This is a genomic window from Paenimyroides baculatum (genome assembly GCF_008629655.1).
Lineage (GTDB): Bacteria > Bacteroidota > Bacteroidia > Flavobacteriales > Flavobacteriaceae > Flavobacterium > Flavobacterium baculatum.
This window is the reverse complement of record NZ_VWSG01000007.1, coordinates 62,761-87,990: the sequence shown is the minus strand read 5'-3', so window position 1 is coordinate 87,990 and position 25,230 is coordinate 62,761. Positions and strand designations below refer to the sequence as shown.

At 35.9% G+C, this 25,230-nt stretch carries 25 protein-coding genes; 19 read left to right on the top strand and 6 right to left on the bottom strand.

From position 1 onward, the window contains the following. The first annotated feature begins 43 nt into the window (after positions 1 to 43). Both F0460_RS10420 and F0460_RS10415 read left to right on the top strand, forming a co-directional pair. Entirely contained in the window at positions 44 to 733 is a 690-nt protein-coding gene (locus tag F0460_RS10420; RefSeq protein WP_150012949.1) for a Bax inhibitor-1/YccA family protein, read from the top strand. Positions 734 to 748: 15 nt separating this feature from the next. Further along, positions 749 to 1,075 (top strand): hypothetical protein, encoded by a 327-nt coding sequence (locus F0460_RS10415; protein WP_150012947.1) that lies wholly within the window; start codon positions 749 to 751, stop codon positions 1,073 to 1,075. A gap of 100 nt (positions 1,076 to 1,175) precedes the next feature. On the opposite strand, the gene F0460_RS10410 is transcribed toward F0460_RS10415, so the two are convergent. The 4 genes from F0460_RS10410 to F0460_RS10395 form a co-directional block, all read right to left on the bottom strand. Beyond that, complete coding sequence (locus tag F0460_RS10410; RefSeq protein WP_150012945.1) at positions 1,176 to 1,556, bottom strand: DoxX family protein; 381 nt, start codon at positions 1,554 to 1,556, stop codon at positions 1,176 to 1,178. A gap of 94 nt (positions 1,557 to 1,650) precedes the next feature. Next, complete coding sequence (locus tag F0460_RS10405; RefSeq protein WP_150012943.1) at positions 1,651 to 1,899, bottom strand: hypothetical protein; 249 nt, start codon at positions 1,897 to 1,899, stop codon at positions 1,651 to 1,653. A gap of 4 nt (positions 1,900 to 1,903) precedes the next feature. Further along, positions 1,904 to 2,467, bottom strand: a complete 564-nt coding sequence (locus F0460_RS10400) for a 5-formyltetrahydrofolate cyclo-ligase (protein ID WP_150012941.1) — start codon at positions 2,465 to 2,467, stop codon at positions 1,904 to 1,906. Then, complete coding sequence (locus F0460_RS10395) at positions 2,436 to 3,434, bottom strand: succinylglutamate desuccinylase/aspartoacylase family protein (RefSeq protein ID WP_150012939.1); 999 nt, start codon at positions 3,432 to 3,434, stop codon at positions 2,436 to 2,438. Before F0460_RS10395 ends, F0460_RS10400 begins: the two co-directional genes overlap by 32 nt. A gap of 98 nt (positions 3,435 to 3,532) precedes the next feature. Between F0460_RS10395 and uvrC the strand changes: the two genes are divergently transcribed. The 15 genes from uvrC to pgi all read left to right on the top strand — a co-directional run bounded on the left by uvrC (position 3,533) and on the right by pgi (position 21,586). Then, a complete protein-coding gene (gene uvrC / locus F0460_RS10390) occupies positions 3,533 to 5,329 on the top strand; it encodes an excinuclease ABC subunit UvrC (protein ID WP_150012937.1) in 1,797 nt (598 codons plus the stop codon). 98 nt (positions 5,330 to 5,427) lie between these two features. Further along, positions 5,428 to 6,129, top strand: a complete 702-nt coding sequence (locus tag F0460_RS10385; protein ID WP_150012935.1) for an ABC transporter ATP-binding protein — start codon at positions 5,428 to 5,430, stop codon at positions 6,127 to 6,129. Further along, positions 6,122 to 7,369 carry an ABC transporter permease gene (locus F0460_RS10380; protein WP_150012933.1) on the top strand — a complete coding sequence of 416 codons (1,248 nt, stop codon included), beginning with the start codon at positions 6,122 to 6,124 and terminating at the stop codon, positions 7,367 to 7,369. The genes F0460_RS10385 and F0460_RS10380 overlap by 8 nt, the downstream gene beginning before the upstream one ends. A gap of 1 nt (position 7,370) precedes the next feature. After that, the gene (locus F0460_RS10375; protein ID WP_150012931.1) at positions 7,371 to 8,639 is read left to right on the top strand and encodes an ABC transporter permease; all 1,269 of its coding nucleotides are present in this window, start codon (positions 7,371 to 7,373) and stop codon (positions 8,637 to 8,639) included. Positions 8,640 to 8,736: 97 nt separating this feature from the next. Continuing rightward, complete coding sequence (locus F0460_RS10370; RefSeq protein WP_150012929.1) at positions 8,737 to 9,834, top strand: efflux RND transporter periplasmic adaptor subunit; 1,098 nt, start codon at positions 8,737 to 8,739, stop codon at positions 9,832 to 9,834. A 4-nt stretch (positions 9,835 to 9,838) separates the two neighbouring features. Continuing rightward, positions 9,839 to 11,191: a TolC family protein gene (locus F0460_RS10365; protein ID WP_150012927.1), complete on the top strand. Its 1,353-nt coding sequence runs from the start codon at positions 9,839 to 9,841 to the stop codon at positions 11,189 to 11,191. Next, on the top strand, positions 11,191 to 11,469 hold the full coding sequence (locus F0460_RS10360) for a hypothetical protein (RefSeq protein ID WP_150012925.1): 279 nt from the start codon (positions 11,191 to 11,193) through the stop codon (positions 11,467 to 11,469). The genes F0460_RS10365 and F0460_RS10360 overlap by 1 nt, the downstream gene beginning before the upstream one ends. 113 nt (positions 11,470 to 11,582) lie before the next feature. Next, positions 11,583 to 13,790, top strand: coding sequence for a patatin-like phospholipase family protein (locus tag F0460_RS10355; protein WP_223810800.1), 2,208 nt, complete (start codon positions 11,583 to 11,585; stop codon positions 13,788 to 13,790). Between the two features lie 190 nt (positions 13,791 to 13,980). Then, positions 13,981 to 15,138: a homogentisate 1,2-dioxygenase gene (locus tag F0460_RS10350; RefSeq protein WP_150012923.1), complete on the top strand. Its 1,158-nt coding sequence runs from the start codon at positions 13,981 to 13,983 to the stop codon at positions 15,136 to 15,138. Between the two features lie 11 nt (positions 15,139 to 15,149). After that, positions 15,150 to 15,584, top strand: a complete 435-nt coding sequence (locus F0460_RS10345) for a CCC motif membrane protein (protein ID WP_150012921.1) — start codon at positions 15,150 to 15,152, stop codon at positions 15,582 to 15,584. Positions 15,585 to 15,621: 37 nt separating this feature from the next. After that, the gene (hppD, locus tag F0460_RS10340) at positions 15,622 to 16,782 is read left to right on the top strand and encodes a 4-hydroxyphenylpyruvate dioxygenase (protein ID WP_150012919.1); all 1,161 of its coding nucleotides are present in this window, start codon (positions 15,622 to 15,624) and stop codon (positions 16,780 to 16,782) included. Positions 16,783 to 17,041: 259 nt separating this feature from the next. Beyond that, on the top strand, positions 17,042 to 17,812 hold the full coding sequence (locus tag F0460_RS10335) for a DUF3108 domain-containing protein (protein ID WP_150012917.1): 771 nt from the start codon (positions 17,042 to 17,044) through the stop codon (positions 17,810 to 17,812). After that, on the top strand, positions 17,812 to 18,747 hold the full coding sequence (locus tag F0460_RS10330; protein WP_150012915.1) for a tryptophan 2,3-dioxygenase family protein: 936 nt from the start codon (positions 17,812 to 17,814) through the stop codon (positions 18,745 to 18,747). Before F0460_RS10335 ends, F0460_RS10330 begins: the two co-directional genes overlap by 1 nt. Further along, positions 18,747 to 19,994 carry a peptidoglycan DD-metalloendopeptidase family protein gene (locus F0460_RS10325; RefSeq protein WP_150012913.1) on the top strand — a complete coding sequence of 416 codons (1,248 nt, stop codon included), beginning with the start codon at positions 18,747 to 18,749 and terminating at the stop codon, positions 19,992 to 19,994. Before F0460_RS10330 ends, F0460_RS10325 begins: the two co-directional genes overlap by 1 nt. Then, complete coding sequence (gene pgi, locus F0460_RS10320) at positions 19,994 to 21,586, top strand: glucose-6-phosphate isomerase (RefSeq protein WP_150012911.1); 1,593 nt, start codon at positions 19,994 to 19,996, stop codon at positions 21,584 to 21,586. The genes F0460_RS10325 and pgi overlap by 1 nt, the downstream gene beginning before the upstream one ends. Here the strand turns inward: pgi and F0460_RS10315 are convergent. Beyond that, positions 21,583 to 22,449, bottom strand: coding sequence for a CPBP family intramembrane glutamic endopeptidase (locus F0460_RS10315; RefSeq protein WP_150012909.1), 867 nt, complete (start codon positions 22,447 to 22,449; stop codon positions 21,583 to 21,585). The two genes, pgi and F0460_RS10315, sit on opposite strands and share 4 nt — an antisense overlap. Positions 22,450 to 22,481: 32 nt before the next feature. Beyond that, positions 22,482 to 23,036, bottom strand: coding sequence for a 2'-5' RNA ligase family protein (locus F0460_RS10310; protein WP_190304134.1), 555 nt, complete (start codon positions 23,034 to 23,036; stop codon positions 22,482 to 22,484). A 115-nt stretch (positions 23,037 to 23,151) separates the two neighbouring features. Here F0460_RS10310 and F0460_RS10305 point away from each other — a divergent pair, with 115 nt between their 5' ends. Beyond that, positions 23,152 to 23,637 (top strand): acetyl-CoA carboxylase biotin carboxyl carrier protein subunit, encoded by a 486-nt coding sequence (locus F0460_RS10305; protein ID WP_150012905.1) that lies wholly within the window; start codon positions 23,152 to 23,154, stop codon positions 23,635 to 23,637. An 86-nt stretch (positions 23,638 to 23,723) separates the two neighbouring features. After that, positions 23,724 to 25,169: an acetyl-CoA carboxylase biotin carboxylase subunit gene (accC, locus tag F0460_RS10300; RefSeq protein ID WP_150012903.1), complete on the top strand. Its 1,446-nt coding sequence runs from the start codon at positions 23,724 to 23,726 to the stop codon at positions 25,167 to 25,169. The last annotated feature ends 61 nt before the right edge of the window (positions 25,170 to 25,230 follow it).

Sequence of the window (25,230 nt, the reverse complement as noted above, 5' to 3'; positions counted from 1 at the left end):
AAATCTTTTTTTTATCTTTAAAATATTAAACTAAAATAAATTTATGGAAGCATTTCAGTTAGCCGCACAGGCTACCAAACAAGAACAAGCTACGTTTTATAAAAAAACCTACCTTAATTTGGCGTTAGGTTTGGTAGCCTTTGTAATTTTAGAAACTATTTTCTTACGTATTCAACCATTGGTTGAATTTATGTTAAGCTTAACGCAAGGCTATTTGTGGTTAGTTTTATTAGGCGGATTTATGGGCGTTTCGTATATCGCACAAAAAATGGCTTATAACGATACCAGCTTGGCAAAACAGTATTTAGGATATTTTCTATACATTGTTGCACAAGCAATTATTTTTGTACCGATACTTTACATTGCCATTTATTACACAGGAAGTTACGAATTGTTAACACAGGCAGCTATTATTACAGGTAGTTTGTTTTTAGGATTAACCTTTGTGGTATTTAGTACAAAAGCCGATTTTTCTTTTTTACGTAGCATTTTAGCCATCGGATTTTTCGTAGCAATAGGCGCAATCGTTGCCGGTATGTTGTTTAATTTCGATTTAGGCTTATGGTTTTCTGTCGGAATGATCGTTTTGGCATCGGGATCAATCTTATACAACACACATCAAATAAAAAATAACTTTGGAACCAACCAATACATTGCAGCAGCATTGTCTTTGTTTTCATCGTTAATGTTGTTGTTTTGGTATGTATTACGTTTGTTAATGAGTAGAAACTAAAAGTTTACTTTAAATATGAAAGTTTACAATCGATTGAACGATTGGGATAAAATAGTTGCAACTGCAACTATTTTATGTTTTATATTCTGGGTGTTAGCAAAAATTCCGATACTGTGGGATTTTGTGCTATTTGGTGTAATTTATGAATTGGGTGTTTTAATTTCTGTAGTTGTTACCGTATTATGTACCGTTTACTTTTTTATTAAATGGGTAAATGTGTTAACATTGAAAAAGATTTATCTCTACGGATTTTTATTAGGAGTGATTACTTTGTTAATCATGCGTTTGGTTTATAGCATTACTTTAGACGGAATAACTTGGATGCCAAATTATAAAAACTAAAAAGTCCCGCAAACGCGGGACTTTTTACAACTAAACTAACCAAAAATAAATTTTCCTTTTCATAACTTATATCGGTTAATCAATTAGTGTGCCAAAAATATTATTTTAATAGAAAAACTAAAAATATTGCCGGTATAAAGTAAATTACAATGGTTCTGGCACCGTCGTAATCTTTTGCAATACGTTGACCTAATAATAGGAACAATAAGGTAACGCAAGAAACAATTCCCGAGTATAAAGCAATTTCTTTACAGTCGTTAAATAAAAACCAGATTCCAGCCAATGCTGAAATTCCTGCAATGATTTCCAGAATCAAGATAATTCCTAACGAAAACGGAACTTTATCTCCTAAAAAGGTATTTGCAAAATGCGATTTTAACCAACCAACGTTTCCTTTCCAATCTGCTATTTTATCGTAACCCGATTGTAAAAAAGTAATTGCCAAGAACAATAAAATAAGTATTTCTGTAATGTAATTCATGTGTACGTTTATTTTTTGTAAAGGTAAAATATAATTTGGGTTTTTGCCAAAGAAGCTGTTTGTTGTTGAAAATGTTTACAAAAAAAAACGGTAGTTAGCTACCGCGTTTGTTTCCTTTTCGTTGTTTATGTTCTTTGTGATGTTGCTTTTTTTGTTGTCCGGGTGCATATCGTTTTGCCGATCTGTCGCCACGTAATTTTTTCTCGTGCCCTGGTGGAAGTTTTCTACGTTCGCTATGATGTGGCGGTCTTACAACGCAACTGGTAAAAGTTGCCGAAAATGCCAGCAACAATAAAAATATGGTTGCGTAGCGAGCTGTTCTACTAAATAATAACTTTTTCATAAAACTAAAATTTAACTATTGTATCAGGTGTAATACAATAATCAAGCCGAACATCTTCTAAAAACACATCTTCAATTAGTTTTTCAGGATTGAAAAAAGACAAGCCAATCTTTACTACATCGGGTTTGCATTTCGATAGAAAAAGATCGTAAAAACCTTTGCCGTAGCCGACTCTGTTTCCAAAAACATCGTAAGCTAGTAGCGGAACAAAAACAACATCGATCTGGTTATCTGCAACTGAAAAGCCGTTTTGTGGTTCGGGAATGTTCCATTCGTTTTTTTTAATGGTTACATTATCGGTCAGTAAAATGTGATTCATTGTTCGGGTTTTGAAATCAGATTTTGACACAATTACGTTTTTATCTTTCCCGTTTAAAATATGCAGCAGATAATCGGTCTGAACTTCCTTATGCTCGTGTATCGACAAAAAAATATGATAGTTTTCGAAATTCCAGATAAGCAGTTTTAAGGCTTGATTGGCAATTTGCAGACTTAAATCTTCAATCGCATCAAAACTTAAATCGTTACGTAGTTCTTTATATTTCTTGCGTAATTCTTTCTTGGTCATTTTTTAATTTGGTTGAAATATGATAAACAGCATCGCCCTGAAAAACAATGGCAGCTTGGTTTTTACAAATTATATATCCATCGTTAGGTGCTAAAATGGGCTCTTCTACCAAACCATACGGATCGGTGATTTTACCCAATTGCATGCCGGCTTTCACTAAAGCTCCAGGGCGTACAAAATTATGCAGTAAGCCAGAATATTGTGCACGAACCCAAGTAGAATTTTCAATACAAACCATTGTCTGGCTAGGCTCTTTCACGGCAAAATTGTTGTTGAGCATTTGCAGTTTGTCCAAAAAACGAATCGTTCCCTGAATGCCTTCTTCAATAACATCGTTGTTAATATCCAATGCTTTGCCGGCTTCAAACAACAAATATTTTTTACCTAACTTATCGCAAGCTGCACGGAAAGATCCTTCGATATTTTTTGAATACAGAATAAAATGCGTAGAAAAAGCTTCTGCCAGCGCATCTAATTCTTCATTATTTGGTTCGATACGAATCTGCGGCACATTAAATCGACCACGACCACCGGCATGAAAATCAATCACATAATCAACAACCGGAATAATATCCTGCATAATTCGGTAAGCAAAACGGCTTGCCAAAGAACCCGACTGTGAACCTGGGAAAACTCGGTTTAAATCTCTACCATCAGGAAAATCTCGCGATTGATTCACAAAACCAAACACATTTACCAACGGCACACAAATTATGGTACCGCATTTCGGATAATTGATTCCTTGACGAATCACTTGCCGTAAAATTTCAATTCCCGTTAGTTCATCGCCATGCAAACCTGCTGTTAGTAACACGGTTGGTCCGTCGTAAACAGATCGTGAAACAATAATCGGAACCTTTAATTCCGTCATTGTATGTAGTGTTGCAATTTTTAATTCAATGGTTTTTGTTTCGCCCGGTATAACCGATTTGCCTAAAATTTCAAAATTACGTGTAGTAAAGTGCATTTATTAAATTTTATGAAAATCATAACTTAAAGATACTCTTTTAACCTTTAACAATTACAAAAACTTAATGTAAATTTGTTGTGCAACCCAATGCCGCTATGACAACAAATTCCGATATTTCTTTACAATTACAAACTTTACCACAATTACCCGGTGTTTATCAGTATTTTGATAAAGACCAGAAGTTGCTGTATGTGGGCAAGGCAAAGAATTTAAAAAAGCGGGTGGCATCGTACTTTAACAAAACGCACGACAATGCGCGTTTAAATGTTTTGGTTCGAAAAATTGTGGTTATTAAGCATATTGTCGTTAAAACCGAAACCGATGCGCTGTTGCTGGAAAACAATTTAATAAAAAACCTGCAACCACGTTACAACATTTTATTGCGCGACGATAAAACGTATCCGTGGATTTGCATTAAAAACGAACGTTTTCCAAGAGTTTTTTCTACCCGAAATTTTATTAAAGACGGATCTGAATATTTTGGCCCGTACACCAGCGGTAGAACCTTGCATACGTTGTTAGATTTGATTCGAGAACTGTATCCGTTGCGAAATTGCAATTACGATTTAAGCGTTCAGAACATAAAAAACGAAAAGTATAAAGTTTGTTTGGAATATCATATCGGGAATTGTTTGGGACCTTGCGAAGCACATGAAACCGAAGAAGAATATTTACGCAAAATTCAACATATCCGTCAGCTTTTAAAAGGAAATTTCAAAGAAAACCTAAAAGAATTTAAGCAGTTGATGTTGCAATACGCTTCAGAAATGAAGTTTGAAGAAGCGCAGGCGGTTAAAGAAAAAATGCAGATTTTAGAAAATTATCAGGCAAAATCTACCATTGTAAATCCAAAGATTACAAATGTGGATGTTTTTTCTATTGTATCCGATGAAACCATGGCGTACATCAATTTTCTACAGATTGCGCATGGTGCCGTTATAAGATCGCATACTTTGGAATTAAAAAAACGTTTGAATGAAACCGATGATGAATTACTGGTTTTGGGAATTGTTGAAATTCGCGAGCGTTTTAAGCTGCTAACAAAAGAAGTTATTGTTCCATTTGAAGTGGATCTGGGCGAGAAAATCTCGGTAACTGTTCCAAAATTAGGCGATAAAAAACAGTTGTTGGAATTATCTGAACGCAACGCACGTTATTACAGATTAGATCAGTTAAAACAGATAAAAATTGTAGATCCGGACAGGCATACCAACCGAGTTATGGCACAGATGAAATCTGATCTGCGTTTAAATAAAGAACCGCGCCATATTGAGTGTTTTGATAACTCGAACATTCAGGGAACAAACCCTGTGGCAGCTTGCGTGGTTTTCAAAGACGGAAAGCCAAGCAAAAAAGATTACCGCCATTTTAATATTAAAACAGTAATAGGTCCCGATGATTTTGCGTCGATGGAAGAAGTGGTTTTTCGTCGTTACCGCCGTTTGTTGGATGAAGGCGAACCGTTGCCCGATTTAATTATTATCGATGGAGGTAAAGGTCAGTTGGGTGCTGCTTTAAAAAGTCTGGATATTTTAGGCTTACGCGGAAAAATTGCCATTATTGGTATTGCGAAACGTTTGGAAGAACTGTTTTATCCCGGTGACAGTATTCCGTTGTATTTGGATAAAAAGTCTGAAACTTTAAAAATTATTCAGCATTTACGAAACGAAGCACACCGATTTGGAATTACCTTTCATAGAAACCAACGCAGTAAAAATGCCATAGATAGTGGTTTGACGACCATTCCGGGTATAGGACCAAAAACTATGGAAAAATTAATGATTCAGTTTAAATCTATAAAACGTTTGGGCGAAACTCCCGAAGAGGAAATCGTGAAATTGGTTGGTAAATCAAAAGCAGAAAAGGTAATGTCGTATTTTAAAAACAGTTAGTTATAATTATAAATTCTTTCAATTTTCTTGTAACATTTCTGTAAAAAGCGATACTTACTTGTTAAACAACACTTGTATCACTTCAAAAACTCAAGATAATGATCGAAATAAAAGACCTTCACAAATCATATCAAATGGGAAAAAATGCACTGCATGTTCTCAAAGGAATTAATTTCAATGTTAAAGAAGGCGAATTTGTTTCCATTATGGGAAGTTCCGGCTCCGGAAAATCCACTCTTTTAAATATTATCGGAATTTTAGACGAAGCCGATCAAGGTTCGTACACTTTAGATAATGTTCCCATTAAAAACTTAAACGAAACAATTGCATCGCAATATCGTAACAAATTTTTGGGTTTTGTATTTCAGTCTTTTAACCTTATCAATTATAAAACCGCTTTAGATAATGTGGCGTTACCGCTGTATTATCAAGGTATGGCACGTAAAGAACGTATGGAGCGATCTATGCATTACCTGGAAAAAGTTGGGTTGGCAAACTGGGCAAAGCATTTACCTAACGAGCTTTCGGGTGGACAAAAACAGCGTGTGGCAATTGCGCGCGCATTGGCATCGGATCCTAAAGTTTTATTGGCAGATGAACCTACGGGAGCTTTAGATACAAAAACATCGTATGAAGTTATGGATTTGATCCAGCAGATTAACGACGAAGGTAAAACCGTACTTGTTGTAACGCACGAACCCGATATTGCCGAAATGACCAAACGTATTGTGTTTTTGAAAGACGGACAAATAGAATCGGATAAATTGGTAAACCAGATAAGAGCATCGCAATATGTTTAGTATTGAACGTTGGCAGGAAATATTCGAAGGGCTTTATAAAAACAAGCTCCGTACTGCTTTAACCGGCGTTTCTGTTGCTTCGGGAATCTTTATTCTGGTGATACTTCTGGGTGCCGGAAACGGGATTCAGAACGGAATTCAGAGTCAGTTTGAAAAAGATGCGGCAAACCAGATTTCGGTTTGGCCCGGAGTAACCAAAAAAGAATACAAAGGTTTGGGCGTTGGTCGTGAAGTGCAGCTTCGGAATGCCGATTACGATTTGGCGACTACTTTGTTCAAAGACTATATTGAATACAAATCGGCAATTTTTTCGGTTTGGAGCGGAAACATCGTTTATAAAAAAGAAACAGGAACGTATCGGGTAGAAGGGGTTCATCCTGATTATCAGTTCATCGAAAATGCTTCCATTGTTAAAGGTCGATACATTAATCATTCCGATAATTCAAACTACGAAAAAAATGTAATCATTGGTCAAAAAGTAGCTACCGATCTGTTTAAAAACGGCGAAGAACCTTTGGGGCAGGAATTGAATGTTTCGGGAATGATCTACAAAGTGGTTGGTGTTTACACCGATCCGGGTGGCGAACGCGAAGAAAGCCGCGTTTTTATTCCTATATCAACCGCTCAAAAAGCATATAGTGCCGGTGACAGTATTCGTAGTATGTCATTTACCATGCGTACCAGCAGTGATTTTGACACCGCAGTAGCAGAATCGAATGAATTTACAAAAAAGCTGGAAACATTTTTAAAAGCAAGACATACTGTTGCACCTGACGATGATGGCGGAATTTTTATCAACAACTCTTTAGAACAGGCAAAAAACATCTACATTATAACCGGTGGTGTAAAAGCGTTTTTTTGGTTTGTGGGAATCTGTACCATTATTGCCGGCGTTGTTGGGGTAGGAAACATTATGTTGATTATTGTTAAAGAACGAACCAAAGAAATCGGGATACGAAAAGCCTTGGGCGCTTCGCCTTTTTCAATTATTACCATGATTTTGCAGGAAGCTGTTTTTATAACCGTTATTGCCGGATTTTCAGGATTGATCTTTGGTTTGGTGGTTTGGGAAGTTGTTGCTCCGCACGTAGAAGCCGATTTCTTTACCCGCCCTGAAGTAGATTTTAACGTGGCAATTACCACACTGATTATATTGATTGTTGCCGGGGCTTTTGCCGGATTTGTTCCTGCATACCGTGCCGCGAAAATTAGACCAATTGTAGCATTAAGAGGAGAATAGTATGTTTAGCAGAGATAAATGGAATGAAATTATAGAGGCGCTTTCTGCCAATCCGTTCAGAACGCTGATCACTGCATTCGGAGTTTTCTGGGGAATTTTTATCCTGGTAATTCTTCTTTCTGCAAGTCAAGGGTTACAAAACGGCATTAAAAGGCAAATGGGTGGTTTATCTACCAACACCATGTTTATGTGGACACAGCCAACATCGAAACCGTTTAAAGGTTTACCGCAAGGTAGAAGTTTCAACTTTAAGAACCCTGATGTGGAAGCTTTAAAAAGAGATATTGACGGTTTGCTGTATGTATCGCCACGAAATCAGTTGGGTGGTTTTAGGGGAAGCAACAATGTGGTGCGCGGAACAAAAACCGGTGCTTACAACGTGTATGGCGATTATCCGGAATTTATCCTGCAACAGCCCATGAACATTCTTAAAGGTCGATTTATTAATTACGGCGACATTGCTAACAACCGCAAAGTAACTGTAATTGGCGAAGGTGTTATCAGGGAATTGTATGCGCCGGGCGAAGAAGCTTTGGGATCGTACATTAAAGTTCAAGGCGTTAACTTTTTGGTAGTCGGCGTTTATAAAAGTATTTCGAACATGGGTGGCGATGCCGAAGAAAGTCAGAAACAGCTTTTTATACCTTTTACAACTTTTCAGCAAGCGTTTAATTATGGCGATATTGTGGGTTGGATGACCATTACCGCAGAAGATGATAAACCAATTACCGATTTAAAGGAAGATGTTTTTAAGTTGTTGAAAGATCGCCATACGGTAGATCCTACAGACGATAGAGCCATTGGACATTTTGATCTGTATCAGGAATTTAAAAAAATCAACGGTTTGTTTTCGATCTTAACAACAGTTTCTTATATCGTAGGAATTTTCATTCTGGGATCGGGAATTATAGGAATCGTAAACATCATGTTAATCATCGTTAAAGAGCGAACCCAGGAAATAGGAATCCGAAGAGCATTAGGCGCAACGCCGGCTGTCATTATTAAACAAATTTTGACCGAATCAGTTGTGTTATCACTCATTGCAGGTATGGCGGGAATCATTTTTGCATCGCTTGTACTGGCACTAATTAATTTAGGTTTAGAAAACGCACCAAACGGCGAACAGATACCTATTGTAAACCCAAGCGTACATTTAGGCGTGGTTGTAATTGCCTTGTTAATATTGGTAGTTGCCGGACTTTTAGCAGGATTAATCCCGGCTATTACAGCCATTAGAGTAAAACCAATTGACGCATTAAGAACGGAATAGAATTAAGATAAAAGAGAATAGAATATAGAGCATAGAAATGTTCTAATAAACAGATAAACAATTAAACAAATCAACGAATAAACAAACAAAAATATATATGAAAAAAGGTTGTACCATTTCAATTTTAGTCTTTTTAGCAATAGCTTTTGCAGGCGCATTATTTTGGTTGTATCAGAAAAACGCACAGCCGCCGGTAGTTTATGAAACCGAAAAAGCCGAGGTTCGATCGATCTCTAAAAGCACCGTTGCTACAGGAAACATCAACCCGAAAGAAGAAGTATTAATTAAACCGAATATTTCAGGAATTATTGATGAAGTTTATGTAGAAGCCGGCGATTACGTAAAATCGGGCGATTTGCTTGCAAAGATTAAAGTAGTGCCAAATGTATCAAGCTTAAACTCTGCCAATAATCAAATTAGCACGGCAAAAATCGATTTGGAAAACCAACGAAAAGTGTTCGAACGCCAAAGAACATTGTTCAATAAAGGTGTAATTTCTGCCAACGATTTCGATACTGCTGAAACTTCTTACAAACAAGCACAGCAAACGTACAGCGCCATGGTTCAAAGTGCCGAAATTATCAGAACCGGAACAACCAGTGGAATGAGTAATATCGCACAAACCCTTATTCGTTCTACGGTTTCGGGTATGGTGTTGGATATCCCTGTTAAAAAAGGAAATCAGGTAATCGAGGCAAATAATTTTAACGAGGGAACTACCATTGCAAGTTTGGCAGATGTTGGGAACATGATTTTTGAAGGAAAATTAGACGAATCTGAAGTAGGAAAAATTAAATTGGGACTTCCGTTAGAAATTACCGTCGGTGCCATTGAAAACAAGAAATTCAACGCTGTTTTAGATTATATCGCTCCAAAAGGTGTGAACGAAAACGGAGCCATGCAGTTCCCAATTAAAGGTACGTTGGTAAATAAAGATTCTACTTTTATCCGATCTGGTTTAAGTGCAAATGCATCGATCATTCTTTCAAAAGCCGATAATGTTCTGGCAGTGAAAGAAGGTTTGATTCAATACGACGAAAAAACTAAGAAATCGTTTGTAGAAGTTGAGGTTAGTCCGCAGAAATTCGAACGTAGAAATGTTGAATTAGGCGTTAGCGACGGTATTTATGTGGAAATTAAAAAAGGAATTACCAAAAACGACAAGATTAAAGTTTGGAATCAAATTAAAAAGTAGCTAAATGAAAAACATTAAAACACTGCTTATAATCAGTCTGCTTTTTACTGTCAATTCGTTTGCTCAAAAAAAATGGACATTAGAAGAATGCGTGGCACATGCCATTGAAAACAACGTATCTGTCAAGCAGATCGAATTAGACAATAAACTGGCGGAAATCGATATAAAAGATGCGTTTGGAAATTTCCTTCCAAACCTAAACGCAACCGCATCGCATTCGTGGAACGTGGGTTTAAATACCAACATTACAACCGGTATTCTGGAAAATCAAACTACGCAGTTTACCTCAATGGGGGCGTCGTCTGCTGTTGATATTTTTAAAGGATTGCAAAATCAAAACCGTTTCAGAAAATCGAAATTGGCATTGATTTCTTCGCAATATCAGCATTTAAAAATTGAAGAAGATGTAGCGTTGAACGTAGTAAATGCGTATTTGCAGATTTTGTTTAACAAAGAAAATCAAAAGGTTCAAAAACAGCAGTTTCAAACCGATAGTTTACAGTTGGTAAGATCCGAAGCTTTGGTTGATGCCGGTATGATACCAAGTGGCGATTTGTTTGATATGAAAGCTACTTTAGCAACCGATAAACAACGAATTATTCAGGCAGAATACGCGTTGATTGTATCAAAAATGAGTTTGGCACAACTGCTTCAGATGGAAGATTTCAAAGATTTTGATATCGCCGATGTGGAGTATGAATTTGAACCAACGACCATTTTGTTAGAAACTCCGGAATCAATCTTTCAAAAAGCTCGTTTTGAACGTACCGAACTTAAGATTGCCGAAAACAATGTAAAAATTGCCGAGAAAGACGTAGATATTGCAAAAGCTGCCGTTTTACCATCGTTAACCGGATTTTACAGTTTTAGCTCGCGTGTTTCGTATGCTAAAATTCCCGACGGAAGAGGTGGAGAAATTAATCCGCAACCGTTTTTTGATCAGTTCGATTTATACAAAGGTCACAGTTTTGGTGTGCAGTTAAACATTCCTATTTTCAACGGATTTGCAGCTAAAAACAATATTGCGCGCAGCAGGGTGAATTTAGAAAAAAACAAGTTAACGTTTGAACAAACCGAATTGGATTTGGAACGAAATATTTACACCGCGTATTCTGACGCGAAAGGAGCAATGGAAACGTATCTGGCAACCGAAGAAATGTTAAAAGCGCGAGAAGAAGCTTTTCGCTATACAAAAGAACGTTACGAAAACGGAATGGCAACTGCCTTTGATTACAACCAGTCGCAAACGCTTTTGGTAAACACACAATCTGATTTATTGCGTACAAAATACGATTATTTGTTCCGCACCCGAATATTAGAGTTCTATTTTGGGATTCCAATTATTCAGAGAAATTAATGATTAGCAAAAGGTTTTTAATAGTTTCATTACTATCGATTGTTCTATTCAATAACCACTGTTATGCAGAAGGACAAGCAGGAATTTCTGAAATTATAAATTTTACCAATTCTATTTTTGTTGTTGTTCGAATCTTGGTTTTTACTTTTGTTGGAGGAATGATTTTACGTTTTATACTCAAGAAATTTAAAACAGAGATTAGTAATAGAAATGTAATTGCGTTTACAGCTTCTTTTTTACTTACACTGTTGATTATGATTATTACAGAAAAGAAATAATAGATAAGCTTCCCTAACCGGAAGCTTTTTTTTATACCATACTTTAGCATTTGGTAATACGCTTGTTTCAATTTTTTAATTAAATTTGATGAACACCAAAAACCAAAACAGCCATGATGAAACTTTTCCTTGGATGCTTGTTTCTTTTTACAGCATGCTTCTCGGCTTTTGCCCAAGAAAATCAGCGTCCTAAAGTTGGTTTGGTATTAAGTGGTGGAGGTGCAAAAGGTTTGGCGCACATAGGTGTTTTAAAGGTGTTGGAAGAGCAGGGCGTCAAAATCGATTATATCGGCGGCACAAGTATGGGTGCTATCATTGGCGGTTTGTACGCGTCGGGCTACAATGCTTCGCAATTAGATTCTATCTTTAAATCGGTTGATGCCGATGCCCTTTTACAAGATTATATCCCTAGAAATTCAAAATCGTTTTATGAAAAGCGTAACGATGAAATTTATGCGTTGCAGCTTCCATTTGATGATTTCAAAATAGGCAGTCCGGTATCGCTTTCAAAAGGAATGTACAATTACAATCTGCTAAACAAACTGTTGGCGCATGTTCGCTACGAACAAGATTTTTCTAAACTTTCCATTCCGTTTCTTTGCATTGCAACCGATGTAGTTTCGGGCGAAGCCGTTGTGTTAGAAAAAGGAAATCTACCGCAGAGTATCTTGGCAAGTGGCGCATTTCCGTCGCTTTACACACCTGTTGAAATTGATGATCGTTTGTTGATTGATGGCGGTGTAGTTAATAATTACCCTATTAAGGAACTTCGCGATCGGGGCATCGACATCATTATTGGTGTTGATGTTCAAGACGGTAAAAAAGATCGTGAAAATCTAAAAGGAGCTTTGGATATCTTAATGCAGATTGCCAATTACGGCATGTATGGTGGCATGGACGAGAAGAAAAAGCAAACCGATATCTACATAAAACCCGATATTTCTACTTTTTCGGTGGTGACTTTCGATAAAGGAAACGAGATCATTCAAAAGGGAATAGCAGCAGCCAAAGAAAAAATACCGCAATTGCAACAAATCAGCAGTAATTATAAAAAACCAAAATTGCCTGACTATATGTTTACCGATGATATTCATGTGCATTCGGTTAGTATGAACAAGTTAAAAAATTACAACAAAGATTATGTTTTTGGGAAACTGGGTTATTTTAGAGACGAATGCGTATCGTTTAAAAGATTGGAAAATGGTATCACAAACCTAAATGCAACGCAGAACTTTAGTGGGATTTCGTATCATTTTGAAAAGGCCGACGAAGAGGGCGACAATTTAGTTTTGAATTTGAAGGAAAACACGGTAAATCGATTTTTAAAATTTGGTCTGCATTTCGATAACCTTTACAAAAGTGCCGCATTGGTCAATGTTACGCAGAAAAAACTACTTTTTAAGAACGATTTGGCATCGCTCGATTTTATTTTTGGCGATAATATTCGATATAATTTTAATTATTTGGTAGATAATGGTTTCCGTTGGAGTTTTGGTGCGCAAAGCCGTTTCAACAAATTTAAATACAACGCAAAGCCTTACGAAACCGGCGTTATTCCACCAGAATTTCTTGGTTTTGATATTTTTAATACCGATTGGAACGATCTAACAAACCGTCTGTATCTGCAAAATTATTACAACGACAAGTTTGTAATTGGAATGGGTGTGGAACACAAATATCAGATTGTTGATATCGCGAATTTAAGCTTACAAAAAAGCTGGTTAGACAACAGTCATTACATAAGTCCGTATTTTAATGTGGTTTTAGATACCTATGATAACAAGTATTTTCCAACCCGAGGCGTTAATTTTAATGCAGAAATTAAGCATACCATTTTCTCATCGGACTATAACGAAAATTTTGAACCTTTTACGCAGGTAAACGGAGAATTGGGAATGGTAAAAACATTTTTCGATCGGATCTCAATCGAAACAAAAGCTGATGTTGGTTTAACAATCGGACGCACTCCATCTACAAACATGAATTATTTTCTGGGCGGATACGGTTTTCAATCCATATGGAACATCAAACCTTTTTATGGCTATGATTTTTTAAGTCTAAATGCAAACACCTATCTTAAAGCACTTTTACGCGTTGATTACCGTTTTTATAAAAAGCATCATTTAAATTTCACAGCAAATTATATGTATTTAAAAGATGCCATGTTTCAGTACAACGACTGGTTAGAAATGCCAATAAATTCGGGATATGCATTAGGATACGGCTTCCAAACCGTTGTTGGTCCGCTGGAAATAAAGCAGTCTTATTCACCCGAAGTAAAAATCCATTATACCTGGTTTAGTTTAGGATTTTGGTTTTAAATAAGGTAAAAATTTACGTGATTCTTTTTATTTTTGGTTAAAATTAATAATCACAAAAAAATAGTTTTTATATTTGTTTGGTATGGAAACATGGCAAGGATTATTATCAAAACTAAAATACTTCATTAAGCGGAATCCCGAATGAAGAAGGCTGAGCTATGCTTTTATCATTAATTAAAAACTAACAAATATGCCTTTATATCATAAATTAGGAAAAATTCCACATAAGCGCCACATACAGTTTCGCAAGCCTAACGGCGGTTTTTATTACGAGCAGTTGTTTGGCACAGTTGGTTTCGACGGTATGTCTTCAAACATGTACCACGAACATCGTCCAACACAGGTTAAAGAAATTAAAGGTTCTTACAGCGTTGCGCCTAAAATTGCACGTGCAAATAACATACAATCGTATCGTTTACGCGGATTTCAGGTGCCAAAAACGCCCGATTATTTAGAAAGCCGTAAAGCCGTTTTAACAAACAGCGATTTAACGATAGTTTTGGCTGCACCTTCAGATAAAACACAAGATTATTTTTATAAGAATACCGATGCCGATGAATTAATTTTCATTCACAGAGGTACAGGTAAATTACGCACCATTTTAGGTAATTTAGATTTTAAATACGGTGATTATTTACTGATTCCACGCGGAGTTATTTATAAAATTGATTTTGATACAGACGATAACCGTTTGTTTATTGTAGAATCGCGCCGACCAATTTATACGCCAAAACGTTACCGCAACTGGTTTGGGCAGTTGTTAGAACATTCGCCGTTTTGCGAACGTGATATCCGCCGACCAGAAGAATTGGAAACCTACGATGAAAAAGGGGATTTTTTAATTAAAGTACGTAAGCAAGACGAAATTTTTGATATGGTTTACGCTTCACATCCGTTTGATGTTGTTGGATACGATGGATACAACTTTCCGTATGCATTTTCAATCCACGATTTCGAACCGATTACAGGTCGAATCCATCAGCCGCCACCGGTGCATCAAACTTTTGAATCAGATGCATTTGTAGTGTGTTCGTTTGTTCCGCGTTTGTATGATTATCATCCGGAATCTGTTCCGGCACCTTACAATCACAGTAATATCGATTCTGATGAAGTACTTTATTATGTAGATGGTGATTTTATGAGCCGTAACGATATAGAAGCCGGACATATTTCGTTACACCCAGCCGGAATTCCACACGGACCGCACCCGGGCGCAATGGAGCGAAGCATAGGTAAAGTTGACACACAAGAATTAGCCGTAATGGTTGATACCTTTAAGCCATTAATGGTTACCGAAGAAGCTATGAAAATAGCCGATGAACAATATTACCAATCTTGGCTAGATTAATAAAATAATAAATGTATCAAAACAAATTACCTGCCGATCCAAGTTCATTAATTTTAGGAATAGTTGCCTTATGTATGGCAATTATTTTAGGTTGCTGCGGCTTTTCTATTATAGGACTTATTCTTTCGATCATAGGATTAATAAGTGCTAACAAAAGTTTACGTGAATATCAGTTAAATCCAAACGCATATTTACCAAACAGCAGACAGAATGTTAGTACGGCAAAGGTTTTAAATATTATTGCCCTTGTTTTAAATGGCATAATAACATTTATTTTTCTTGGATACCTTATTGTGTATGGAACTTTCATGTTTTCATCGATCAGAGAAGAATTAAATAAAAGTAAAACCGATACTATTTCATACGAAAACGATGAATATGAATGGGATCAGCAAGTAGAAGAAGATACCATTTACAATTACCAAGATTCTTTAAATCAAGAATAAAATAACAACAATAGTAACAAAATATAATTTTAATATTATGTCAAACGAATTAAAATCTGTTGAGTACGGATTAGAAAAAATATTTGAAGGAGCACAAGATTTCTTACCAATTTTAGGTACAGATTATGTTGAATTTTATGTAGGAAATGCAAAACAGGCAGCTCACTTCTACAAAACGGCATTCGGTTTTCAGTCTGAAGCTTATTCAGGATTAGAAACTGGCGTTCGTGACAGAGCATCGTACGTTATCAAACAAGATAAAATACGTATTATTCTTACAACGGCTTTAAATTCTGATTCTGCAATCGGTGAGCACGTTAAAAAACATGGCGACGGTGTAAAAGTTGTGGCTTTATGGGTTGAAGATGCTGTTTCGGCTTACGAAGAAACTACTAAACGTGGTGCTGTTTCGTATATGGAACCAAAAGTAACGTCAGATGAAAACGGTGAAATTATCCAAGCAGGAATTTATGCTTATGGCGAAACGGTTTTCATGTTTACAGAGCGTAGAAACTATAACGGCTTGTTTTTACCTGGATATGTTAAATGGGAAAGCGATTATAACCCGGCTCCGGTTGGTTTAAAATTTATTGACCACATGGTTGGTAATGTAGGTTGGAACGAAATGAACGTTTGGGTTAAGTGGTTCGAAGATATTTTAGGTTTCGTAAACTTCTTGTCTTTTGATGATAAACAAATCACAACTGAATACTCTGCGTTAATGTCTAAAGTTATGGCAAACGGAAACGGAAGAATTAAATTCCCGATCAACGAGCCGGCTGAAGGTAAAAAACGTTCACAAATTGAAGAGTATTTGGATTTCTACGAAGGTCCGGGTGTACAGCATATTGCAGTTGCTACTGACGACATCATTAAAACAGTTTCTGAAATGAAAGCGCGTGGTGTAGAATTTTTATCTATTCCTCCACAAGAATATTACGATGCAATTCCAGAGCGTTTAAAAGATCACATGGATAAATTCAAAGAAGATATCAATGAATTACAAAAATTAGGAATCATGATTGATGCCGATGAGGAAGGATATTTGTTACAGATTTTCACTAAACCGGTAGAAGATCGTCCAACATTATTCTTTGAAGTAATTCAGCGTATGGGCGCTCGCGGATTTGGTGCAGGTAACTTTAAAGCGTTATTTGAATCAATAGAGAGAGAGCAAGAAAAACGTGGAACACTTTAATAATCTGCTTTTTAAGCACAAACAGTTAAAGTTGTGTTAAATACAAAATAGTGTTTATACATTTAAATTAAAAACCTACCTTTGCACTCACAAAATCAGGGTGGTTAAAAGCCTTGGAAATTGTAATAAATTTTTCATAATTTATAGTTTTTTGGTTGGTTAATAGCATAAAAACTCAGTTGGTAACAACTGGGTTTTTTTGTTTTTTAATAACTTTGGAATAAATATTGTTTTGTATCTTTCCTAAAAATTGAAGAATATGAAAAATACATTTTTAACCTTTGTGGTTCTATTTATAACTATGCTTGGTTATGGGCAGTCATCGGCTTTTAAATCAGGTGAATATTTTAAATTTCAGGTTTCTTACGGCTTTATAAATGCGGGAATTGCCACGTTAGAGTTGAAAGAAACAACGTATAACGGCAAAAGCGTGTACCATGCAAAAGGCGATGGGCATACAACTGGTTTATCGAAATCTTTTTTTAAGGTAAAAGACGATTATCAAAGTTATTTCGATAAAACAACAGGGCAACCTTACCGTTTTGTAAGAAAAATTAACGAGGGCGGATACACCAAAAATCAAGAAGGTTTTATAAACTACAAAACCAACACTGTTTTATTGAAAGATTACAAAGCAAAAACTGAAAAAACATACAACGTAAATTCAAAAATTCAAGATGTTATTTCATCGTTTTACCATTTGCGTAATCACGAAAAGTTAGACAATATTAAGGTGGGCGAAACCATACAGATTGATATGTTTTTTGATGACGAAATCTTTAAATTTAAACTAAAATTTATGGGTTATGAGAAAATTAAAACTAAATTTGGTACGGTTAACACTATGAAGTTCCGTCCGTATGTAATGTCGGGGCGTGTTTTTAAAGAAGAAGAAAGTTTAACTCTTTGGGTTTCAAACGATGAGAACAGAGTTCCGTTGAAAATTCAGGCAAGTTTACTGGTTGGATCTTTAAAGGCAGAGTTAACTCAATATAAAAATTTAAAAACTACTTTGAAAGTCGTAAAATAATGGAAATCTCAAACGAACGCAAACAAAAAATAGAAGCCTTACAGGATAAATTCACTAAAATAGATCAAAAATTAGACACACATTTAGAAGGAATGTTATGGCAAAAACCAATTACTTATTGGGATTACATACAAACCGATGCGCTACTTAATTTACAGATCCAACGTTCAACCCTGCCAGATGAAATGGTTTTTATCATGTACCATCAGGTAAACGAATTGTTGTTTAAAATGATCTTGTGGGAAATGGAACAGGTTTGCTTCGCAGAAAATTTAACAACGCCATTTTTTACCGAACGTTTAGGAAGAATTTCTCGTTATTTTGATATGTTAACCACATCGTTCACCATTATGGGTGACGGAATGGAAACAGAACAATACCTGAAATTCCGCAACACCTTAACACCGGCAAGTGGATTTCAAAGTGCACAATATCGTTTGATTGAATTTGCTTCAACCGATTTAATTAATTTGATCGATGCTCGTTACCGTGAAACTATCGACAGAAATACGCCGTACGAAAATGCTTTTGAACACATGTATTGGCAAGCTGCGGGTAAAGATTACAAAACAGGAAAAAAGTCTTATTTAATCAATGAATTCGAAAAAAAATACAAAAAAGAATTCATTGATTTTATGCAGAAATACAACACATCAAACCTTTGGCAAAAGTTCAAACAACTTCCAATAGAAGATCAACAGAACGAAGATTTACGCCAGGCAATGCGTCATTACGATAAAACCGTGAATATTACATGGGTTATGGGGCATTTTAAAGCGGCAAAAAAATACATCGAAAGTGAAGCAGGTCCGCAAGAAGCGACAGGTGGAAGCGATTGGAAAAAATACATGTTACCGCAATACCAACGCAGAATTTTCTTCCCGGAATTGTGGAGCGAAGAAGAATTAGCAAACTGGGGAAAAGACGCTTTGTAATGAAGTTTTTCAAGCTCATATTATCTCTAACAGTTTTTTCGGTACTTTTTGCGTGCAATAAAAAGGAGTCAGAACCTGAATTTGCCGAAGTAGCCGTGAAAGACAAAGAAGAAGTTAAACCTGAATTTGCCTATGGTTTTTCTTTGAACGAATATCATGTAGAGCGTGATACCGTTGAGCGTGGAGATAATTTAAGTTTGATTTTGGCACGCCATAATTACGATGCTACCGAAATTCACGACATTGTTGGTAAAGTAAAAGATTCGTTTGATGTTCGAAAGATCAAAGCAGGTAAAACATTTACGTTGTTAAAATCGAAAGAAACCATTCCTAAATTAGAAATTTTAATTTACGAACCCGATAAAATGGGTTTTCAGGTGATCGATTTTCGAGATTCTATTCATGCTTACACCGTAGATTATCCGGTATCGTACAAAGTTAAAACAATTGCCGGCGAAATTGACGGATCTTTATCGGCATCGATCCAAAAAGAAGGATTAGATCCAGGTTTAGCAGCAGGTTTGGCAAAACGTTTCGCATGGACTGTCGATTTTTTTAAGTTTAAAAGTGGCGATAAATTTGCCCTTTCCGTAAAAGAAAAGTTCATTAACGATTCTATTTACGTGGGAACCGAAGAAATTTTAGGAGCATATTTCAGTTACAACGGTAAAGATGTTTATGGTTTTCCGTACAAACAAGAAGGCGAAAAAGAAGCACAGTTTTTTGATGAAACCGGTAAGCAAATGCGTACCATGTTTTTAAAATCGCCTTTAAAATATTTTACCATCACATCAAAGTTTTCGAAAAACAGGTTTCATCCCGTTCAAAAACGTTTTAAAGCGCATAACGGAACCGATTATGCCGCGCCACAAGGAACACCAATTATGACCACCGCATCTGGTGTTGTAGTTGAAACCGGCAGAACATCGGGTAACGGTAATTATGTAAAAGTAAAGCATAACGGCATGTACACAACCCAATATTTACACATGTCTAAAATATTGGTTCGTCCCGGACAAAGTGTAACCCAAGGTCAGGTAATTGGTAAAGTGGGCAGTACCGGTTTGGCTACAGGTCCGCATGTTTGCTACCGATTTTGGAAAAACGGCGTTCAGGTAGATCCTTTAAAACAAAAATTACCAACATCTCTGGCTATGGATAATAAAGATATTGCTACTTATCTAACCCAGATAAAACCAGTTAAAAAAGCTATAGAAGACAAACTTCAAGAAAAATTTGAAAATTAATGTCATTACCAAAGAATAATCCTACCGAAACACAGGCGTGGCAAAAGTTACGTGAACATTTTTACGAAGTTCAGTTTGTAAAGATGCAGGAACTTTTTAACGAAAACCCAACGCGTGTTAATGATTTTAATATTATTTGGAACGATTTTTTAGTCGATTTTTCCAAAAACAGAATAACTAAAGAAACAATTGATCTGTTGGTTAAATTGGCAGAAGAGGTTGATCTTAAAGAAGGAATCAATGCGCTTTTAAGCGGAGAAACCATCAATGAAACTGAAGGCAGAAAAGTACTTCATACCGATTTAAGAAAAGAATCAGAAAAGCAGACCGAAGAAGTTGCTGCGGCTTTAAAACAAATTCAGCAGTTTACAGAGAGCGTGATTTCGGGCGATTTTAAAGGATCAACAGGAAAAGCGTTTACAGATGTAATTAATATCGGAATCGGCGGTTCAGATTTAGGTCCAAAACTGGTTACCGAAGCTTTGGCTGATTATAAAAATCATTTAAATGTTCACTATATATCAAACATCGACAATGATACTATTGAATGTTTAAAGGGCAAACTTCAGTTAGAAACTACCTTGGTTGTGATGGTTTCAAAATCGTTTACAACGCTGGAAACTATTAGCAATGCCGATATTTTTAAAAACTGGCTGTTGCAAAACGGTTTAAAAACGCAAGATCATATTGTGGCGGTTTCGTCAAACATTCCCGAAGCGGTAAATTATGGCATTGAAGCACAGAACATTTTCCCAATGTGGGATTATGTTGGCGGACGTTATTCGTTGTGGAGTGCCGTTGGTTTAAGTACGGCTTTGTCCATAGGTTTTAATAATTTTAAACAATTATTAAGCGGTGCCAACCAAATGGATCAGCATTTTGCCAACACGCCTTTTAAAGAAAATATTCCGGTTATTTTGGCGTTGCTTTCTATCTGGTACAACAACTTTTTCTGTTTTGAAACCGAAGCGGTTGTTCCGTATGTTGATAAATTAAAAATGTTGCCAGCTTATTTGCAGCAGGTTATTATGGAAAGTAACGGGAAAAGTGTCGATAGAAACGGAAGTCCGGTGAATTACGAAACCGGAACCATTGTTTGGGGCGAAGTTGGGACCAATTCGCAACATGCGTTTTTTCAGTTGTTTCATCAGGGGACAAAGATTATTCCGACCGATTTTATTGGATTCATAAAACCTTTTTACGAAAGTGATTTGCACGATTTGTTAATGGCTAACTTTTTTGCCCAAACCGAAGCATTGATGAATGGTAAGGAAGGAAATTATCATACAGAAGACAGCAATGATAAAAACGCAGTTTACAAAGAATTTAAAGGTAACCGACCATCGAACACTATTTTGATTGACAAGTTAACACCTGAATCTTTAGGAAGTTTGCTGGCATTATACGAACATAAAACGTTTGTGCAAGGCTATATTTGGAACATTTACAGTTTTGACCAATTTGGTGTGGAGTACGGAAAGGTTTTAGCAAACAACATTAAAACCGAACTGCAGGCAAACGAAATAAAAAAACACGATTGTTCAACTGCCTTTTTGTTGAATCATTACTTAAAAAACAAAAGCGAAAACTAATTGGTTTTCGCTTTCTTTTCTATATATCCTTCTGTTTCCAAAATATGAAGTAAAGAATCTGTTGGTATTCCTTTTTCAGAAGTAAATTTGATATCGATATAGTCTGAAACAGGTTCAAATTTATTTTCGGCATGAATCGCTTTTAAAATTTCTTCTGTTTTATTGCCTTCCGTTTCTAATTGATAGATTGTGTCAATATTTGTAGAAAAAATTAGTTCTTTATCTTTGATTTGGAAAGGAGAATTTTCTCTAATTTCTAAATGATAAGTTTCTTTATTGATAATGGTTTCAGACCCAAAAAGATTTGGTAAAATTGTTAAAGAGATTGCTGTGAAATTCCATGTAGCGTGGAATAGATATCCTATCCAAAAATTAAATTGAACGCGTAAGTAGGTCATGATAAAACCAGAAGCAAATTGTGATAAAGTTAAAAAGGGAACTAATAACAAAAACCAATAATTATCGAAATAATAATTGGTACCATGTACTAAAGCAAAGATCAAGACGGAGATATAGGTAAATATTGAGAAACATTTTGACCATTTTTCTACAGTAAACAACCTCTTTAAAATTCCTTTTCTGCGTAATCCCAATCTAAAAATAACTTCCTCAATAAATGGAATTAGTATTGAAACCACTAAAAGCATAAGAAGCGGACTTAAATCTAATTCATCTAATTTATGATCTAAAGGATAGAATTCTTCAATTACTGAGATTATTCCCACGGAGATAATTGTGAAACATATATTGAATATAAAAAGCGTAAAAAACACCTTCCATTTATAAGTTTTGTCAATTCCAGAGTATTGAAAGTCTTTTGGTTTCTTGATAAAAGAAAAGAAATCGGTAATAATTTGTTTCATAAGTAACGTTTCGGCAAAAATAACAAAATATCTTAAAACAAACTTCCTTGTATTTCTTTAGGCTTTCCAAGTAAAGGAAATTCTTTATAAACAGTGAACTGTTTCAAGTTTTCATCAAACTTTCTTAAAGTGAGGTTTGTTACGGCAAATTCTAAATTAATTTTGGTAAACAGTTGTTTGGTAATTTCTAATTTTTCTGGTGATAACCTTCTGGAGATTGATAAATGTGGATTTGTATTGGTAATGGTCTTTTTAATTTGGGTCGACTCTTTTAGAACCTGTTTCATCAATTCGGTCATTTTTGTAGCAGAAACTTCATTGGGTTTAATGTAAAAAGCACCGTTATTAAACCAGTCAAATGCATCACACTGCATATTAAAAGATTTGATTTCAGAAGCAATTCTATCTAACTGCGCACAAAATTTATCTTCTTGTAAATCGTCTTCAAAAAATTCAAAAATAGTAAAATGTGCCAGTGAATTTTTACTGTTAAACCAGCCTATTTTATCCGCTAACAGCAATTTCATCTGCTTAACTGCTTCAATAGTTTGCAAATCGGGCATAAAAACTACAGAATATTTATTCATTTCATTATTTTTTTCAAATATCGTAAGAAGCATTTAATTAATGCATTAAACCGCTGTTTTAATAAAATAATTGCGATTTTTTAAATAACTTTACCCCTAGAAACAATTAAATAAAATGAACAACACACTTAAAGTTTCTGTAAATAAAGAATACAACTTTGATGTTACAGAAGAGCAAATGCTTGCAGCCGATGCAGTGAGTTTAGATCAGGAAAACTTTCATGTGTTACACAACAATACTTCGTACCACGCCAAGGTTGTGAACACCGATTTTATCAACAAAACATATACCGTAGTTGTAAATAACAACGAATACGTGGTTAGCATTGCCAACCATTTAGACCAGTTGATTAAAGAAATGGGATTTGAAGTTGGTAAAGCCAAAGTGGTAAATGCCATTAAAGCGCCAATGCCGGGATTGATTTTGGAAATTAACGTTACCGTGGGTCAAGAAGTAAACGAAGGCGATAACCTGTTGATCTTAGAAGCCATGAAAATGGAAAACAGTTTCGATTCGCCTCGTGCCGGAATCATTAAATCTATTGCGGTTACAAAAGGTCAGGCAGTTGAAAAAGGTCAGTTATTAATTGAATTCGAATAGATTTATTCTTAAAGAGAAAAGTCGAACGAATAGAACAATTTTTTAATCATTCAATCTTTGAATCATTTAATTTGTAGAAAATCATAATGAAAAAAATATTAGTTGCAAACCGTGGTGAAATTGCACTGCGCGTAATGAAAACGGCAAAAAAAATGGGAATTAAAACCGTTGCTGTTTATTCTGTTGCCGATCGCCAGTCGCCTCACGTAAAATTTGCCGACGAGGCTGTTTGTATAGGCGAAGCACCATCGAACCAATCGTATCTTTTAGGCGATAAAATCATCGAAGTATGTAAAGAATTAGGTGTTGACGGTATTCATCCGGGTTACGGATTTTTATCAGAAAACTCGAAATTTGCCGAAATGGCAGAGAAAAACGGAATCACGTTTATCGGTCCAAAATCGCATGCCATTGAAGTAATGGGCGATAAATTGGCAGCAAAAGATACTGTAAAAGCCTACGATATCCCTATGGTTCCTGGTTTGGATCACGCAATTACCGATATCGATGAAGCGAAACAAGTAGCAAAAGAAGTCGGTTTTCCTATCTTGATCAAAGCATCTGCCGGTGGTGGTGGAAAAGGAATGCGTGTGGTAGAGAAGGAAGAAGATTTTGAATCGCAAATGCAGCGCGCTATTTCCGAAGCAACTTCAGCTTTTGGAGATGGATCTGTTTTTATTGAAAAATATGTAGGTTCTCCGCGCCATATCGAAATTCAGGTAATGGCAGATACACACGGAAACGTGATTTATTTGTTCGAACGTGAATGTTCGGTTCAGCGTCGTCACCAAAAAGTCGTTGAGGAAGCACCTTCTGCCGTTTTAACTCCCGAAATTCGTCAGGCAATGGGCGAAGCTGCTGTAAAAGTGGCAAAATCGTGTGATTATGTTGGTGCAGGAACGGTTGAGTTTTTATTGGATGAAAACAAGAATTTCTACTTTTTAGAAATGAATACGCGTTTGCAGGTTGAACATCCGGTTACGGAATTGATCACAGGAATTGATTTAGTAGAAATGCAGATTCGTGTAGCTCGTGGCGAAGTACTTCCAATTAAACAAGAAGATTTAAAAATAAAAGGCCATGCGTTGGAATTACGTGTGTATGCCGAAGATCCTTTGAATGATTTCTTGCCATCGGTTGGAAATTTATCTACTTACATTTTGCCGGAAGGTGAGGGAATAAGAGTAGATAACGGTTTTGAACAAGGTATGGATGTGCCTATTTATTACGATCCAATGCTTTCAAAACTAATCACGTATGGTAAAGACCGTAACGAAGCAATTGAGTTGATGCTAAAGGCAATTCAAGATTATAAGATTGAGGGTGTAAGCACAACATTGCCTTTTGGTACGTTTGTGTTTAAGCATGATGCGTTTGTTTCTGGAGATTTCGATACCAATTTCGTTAAGAAATTTTACAGTGCCGATATCATTAAAGAAAATCAGGCAAAAGAGGCAGAAGTTGCTGTATTGGTAGCTTTAAAGAACTATTTTGCTGATCAAAAAGTTTTACGCGTACCAACGAAGCTATAGTCGAAAGTCTAAAGTTCTAAGTCTTAAAGCTGATAACTAAAGACTAAGGGCTAAATAAAAG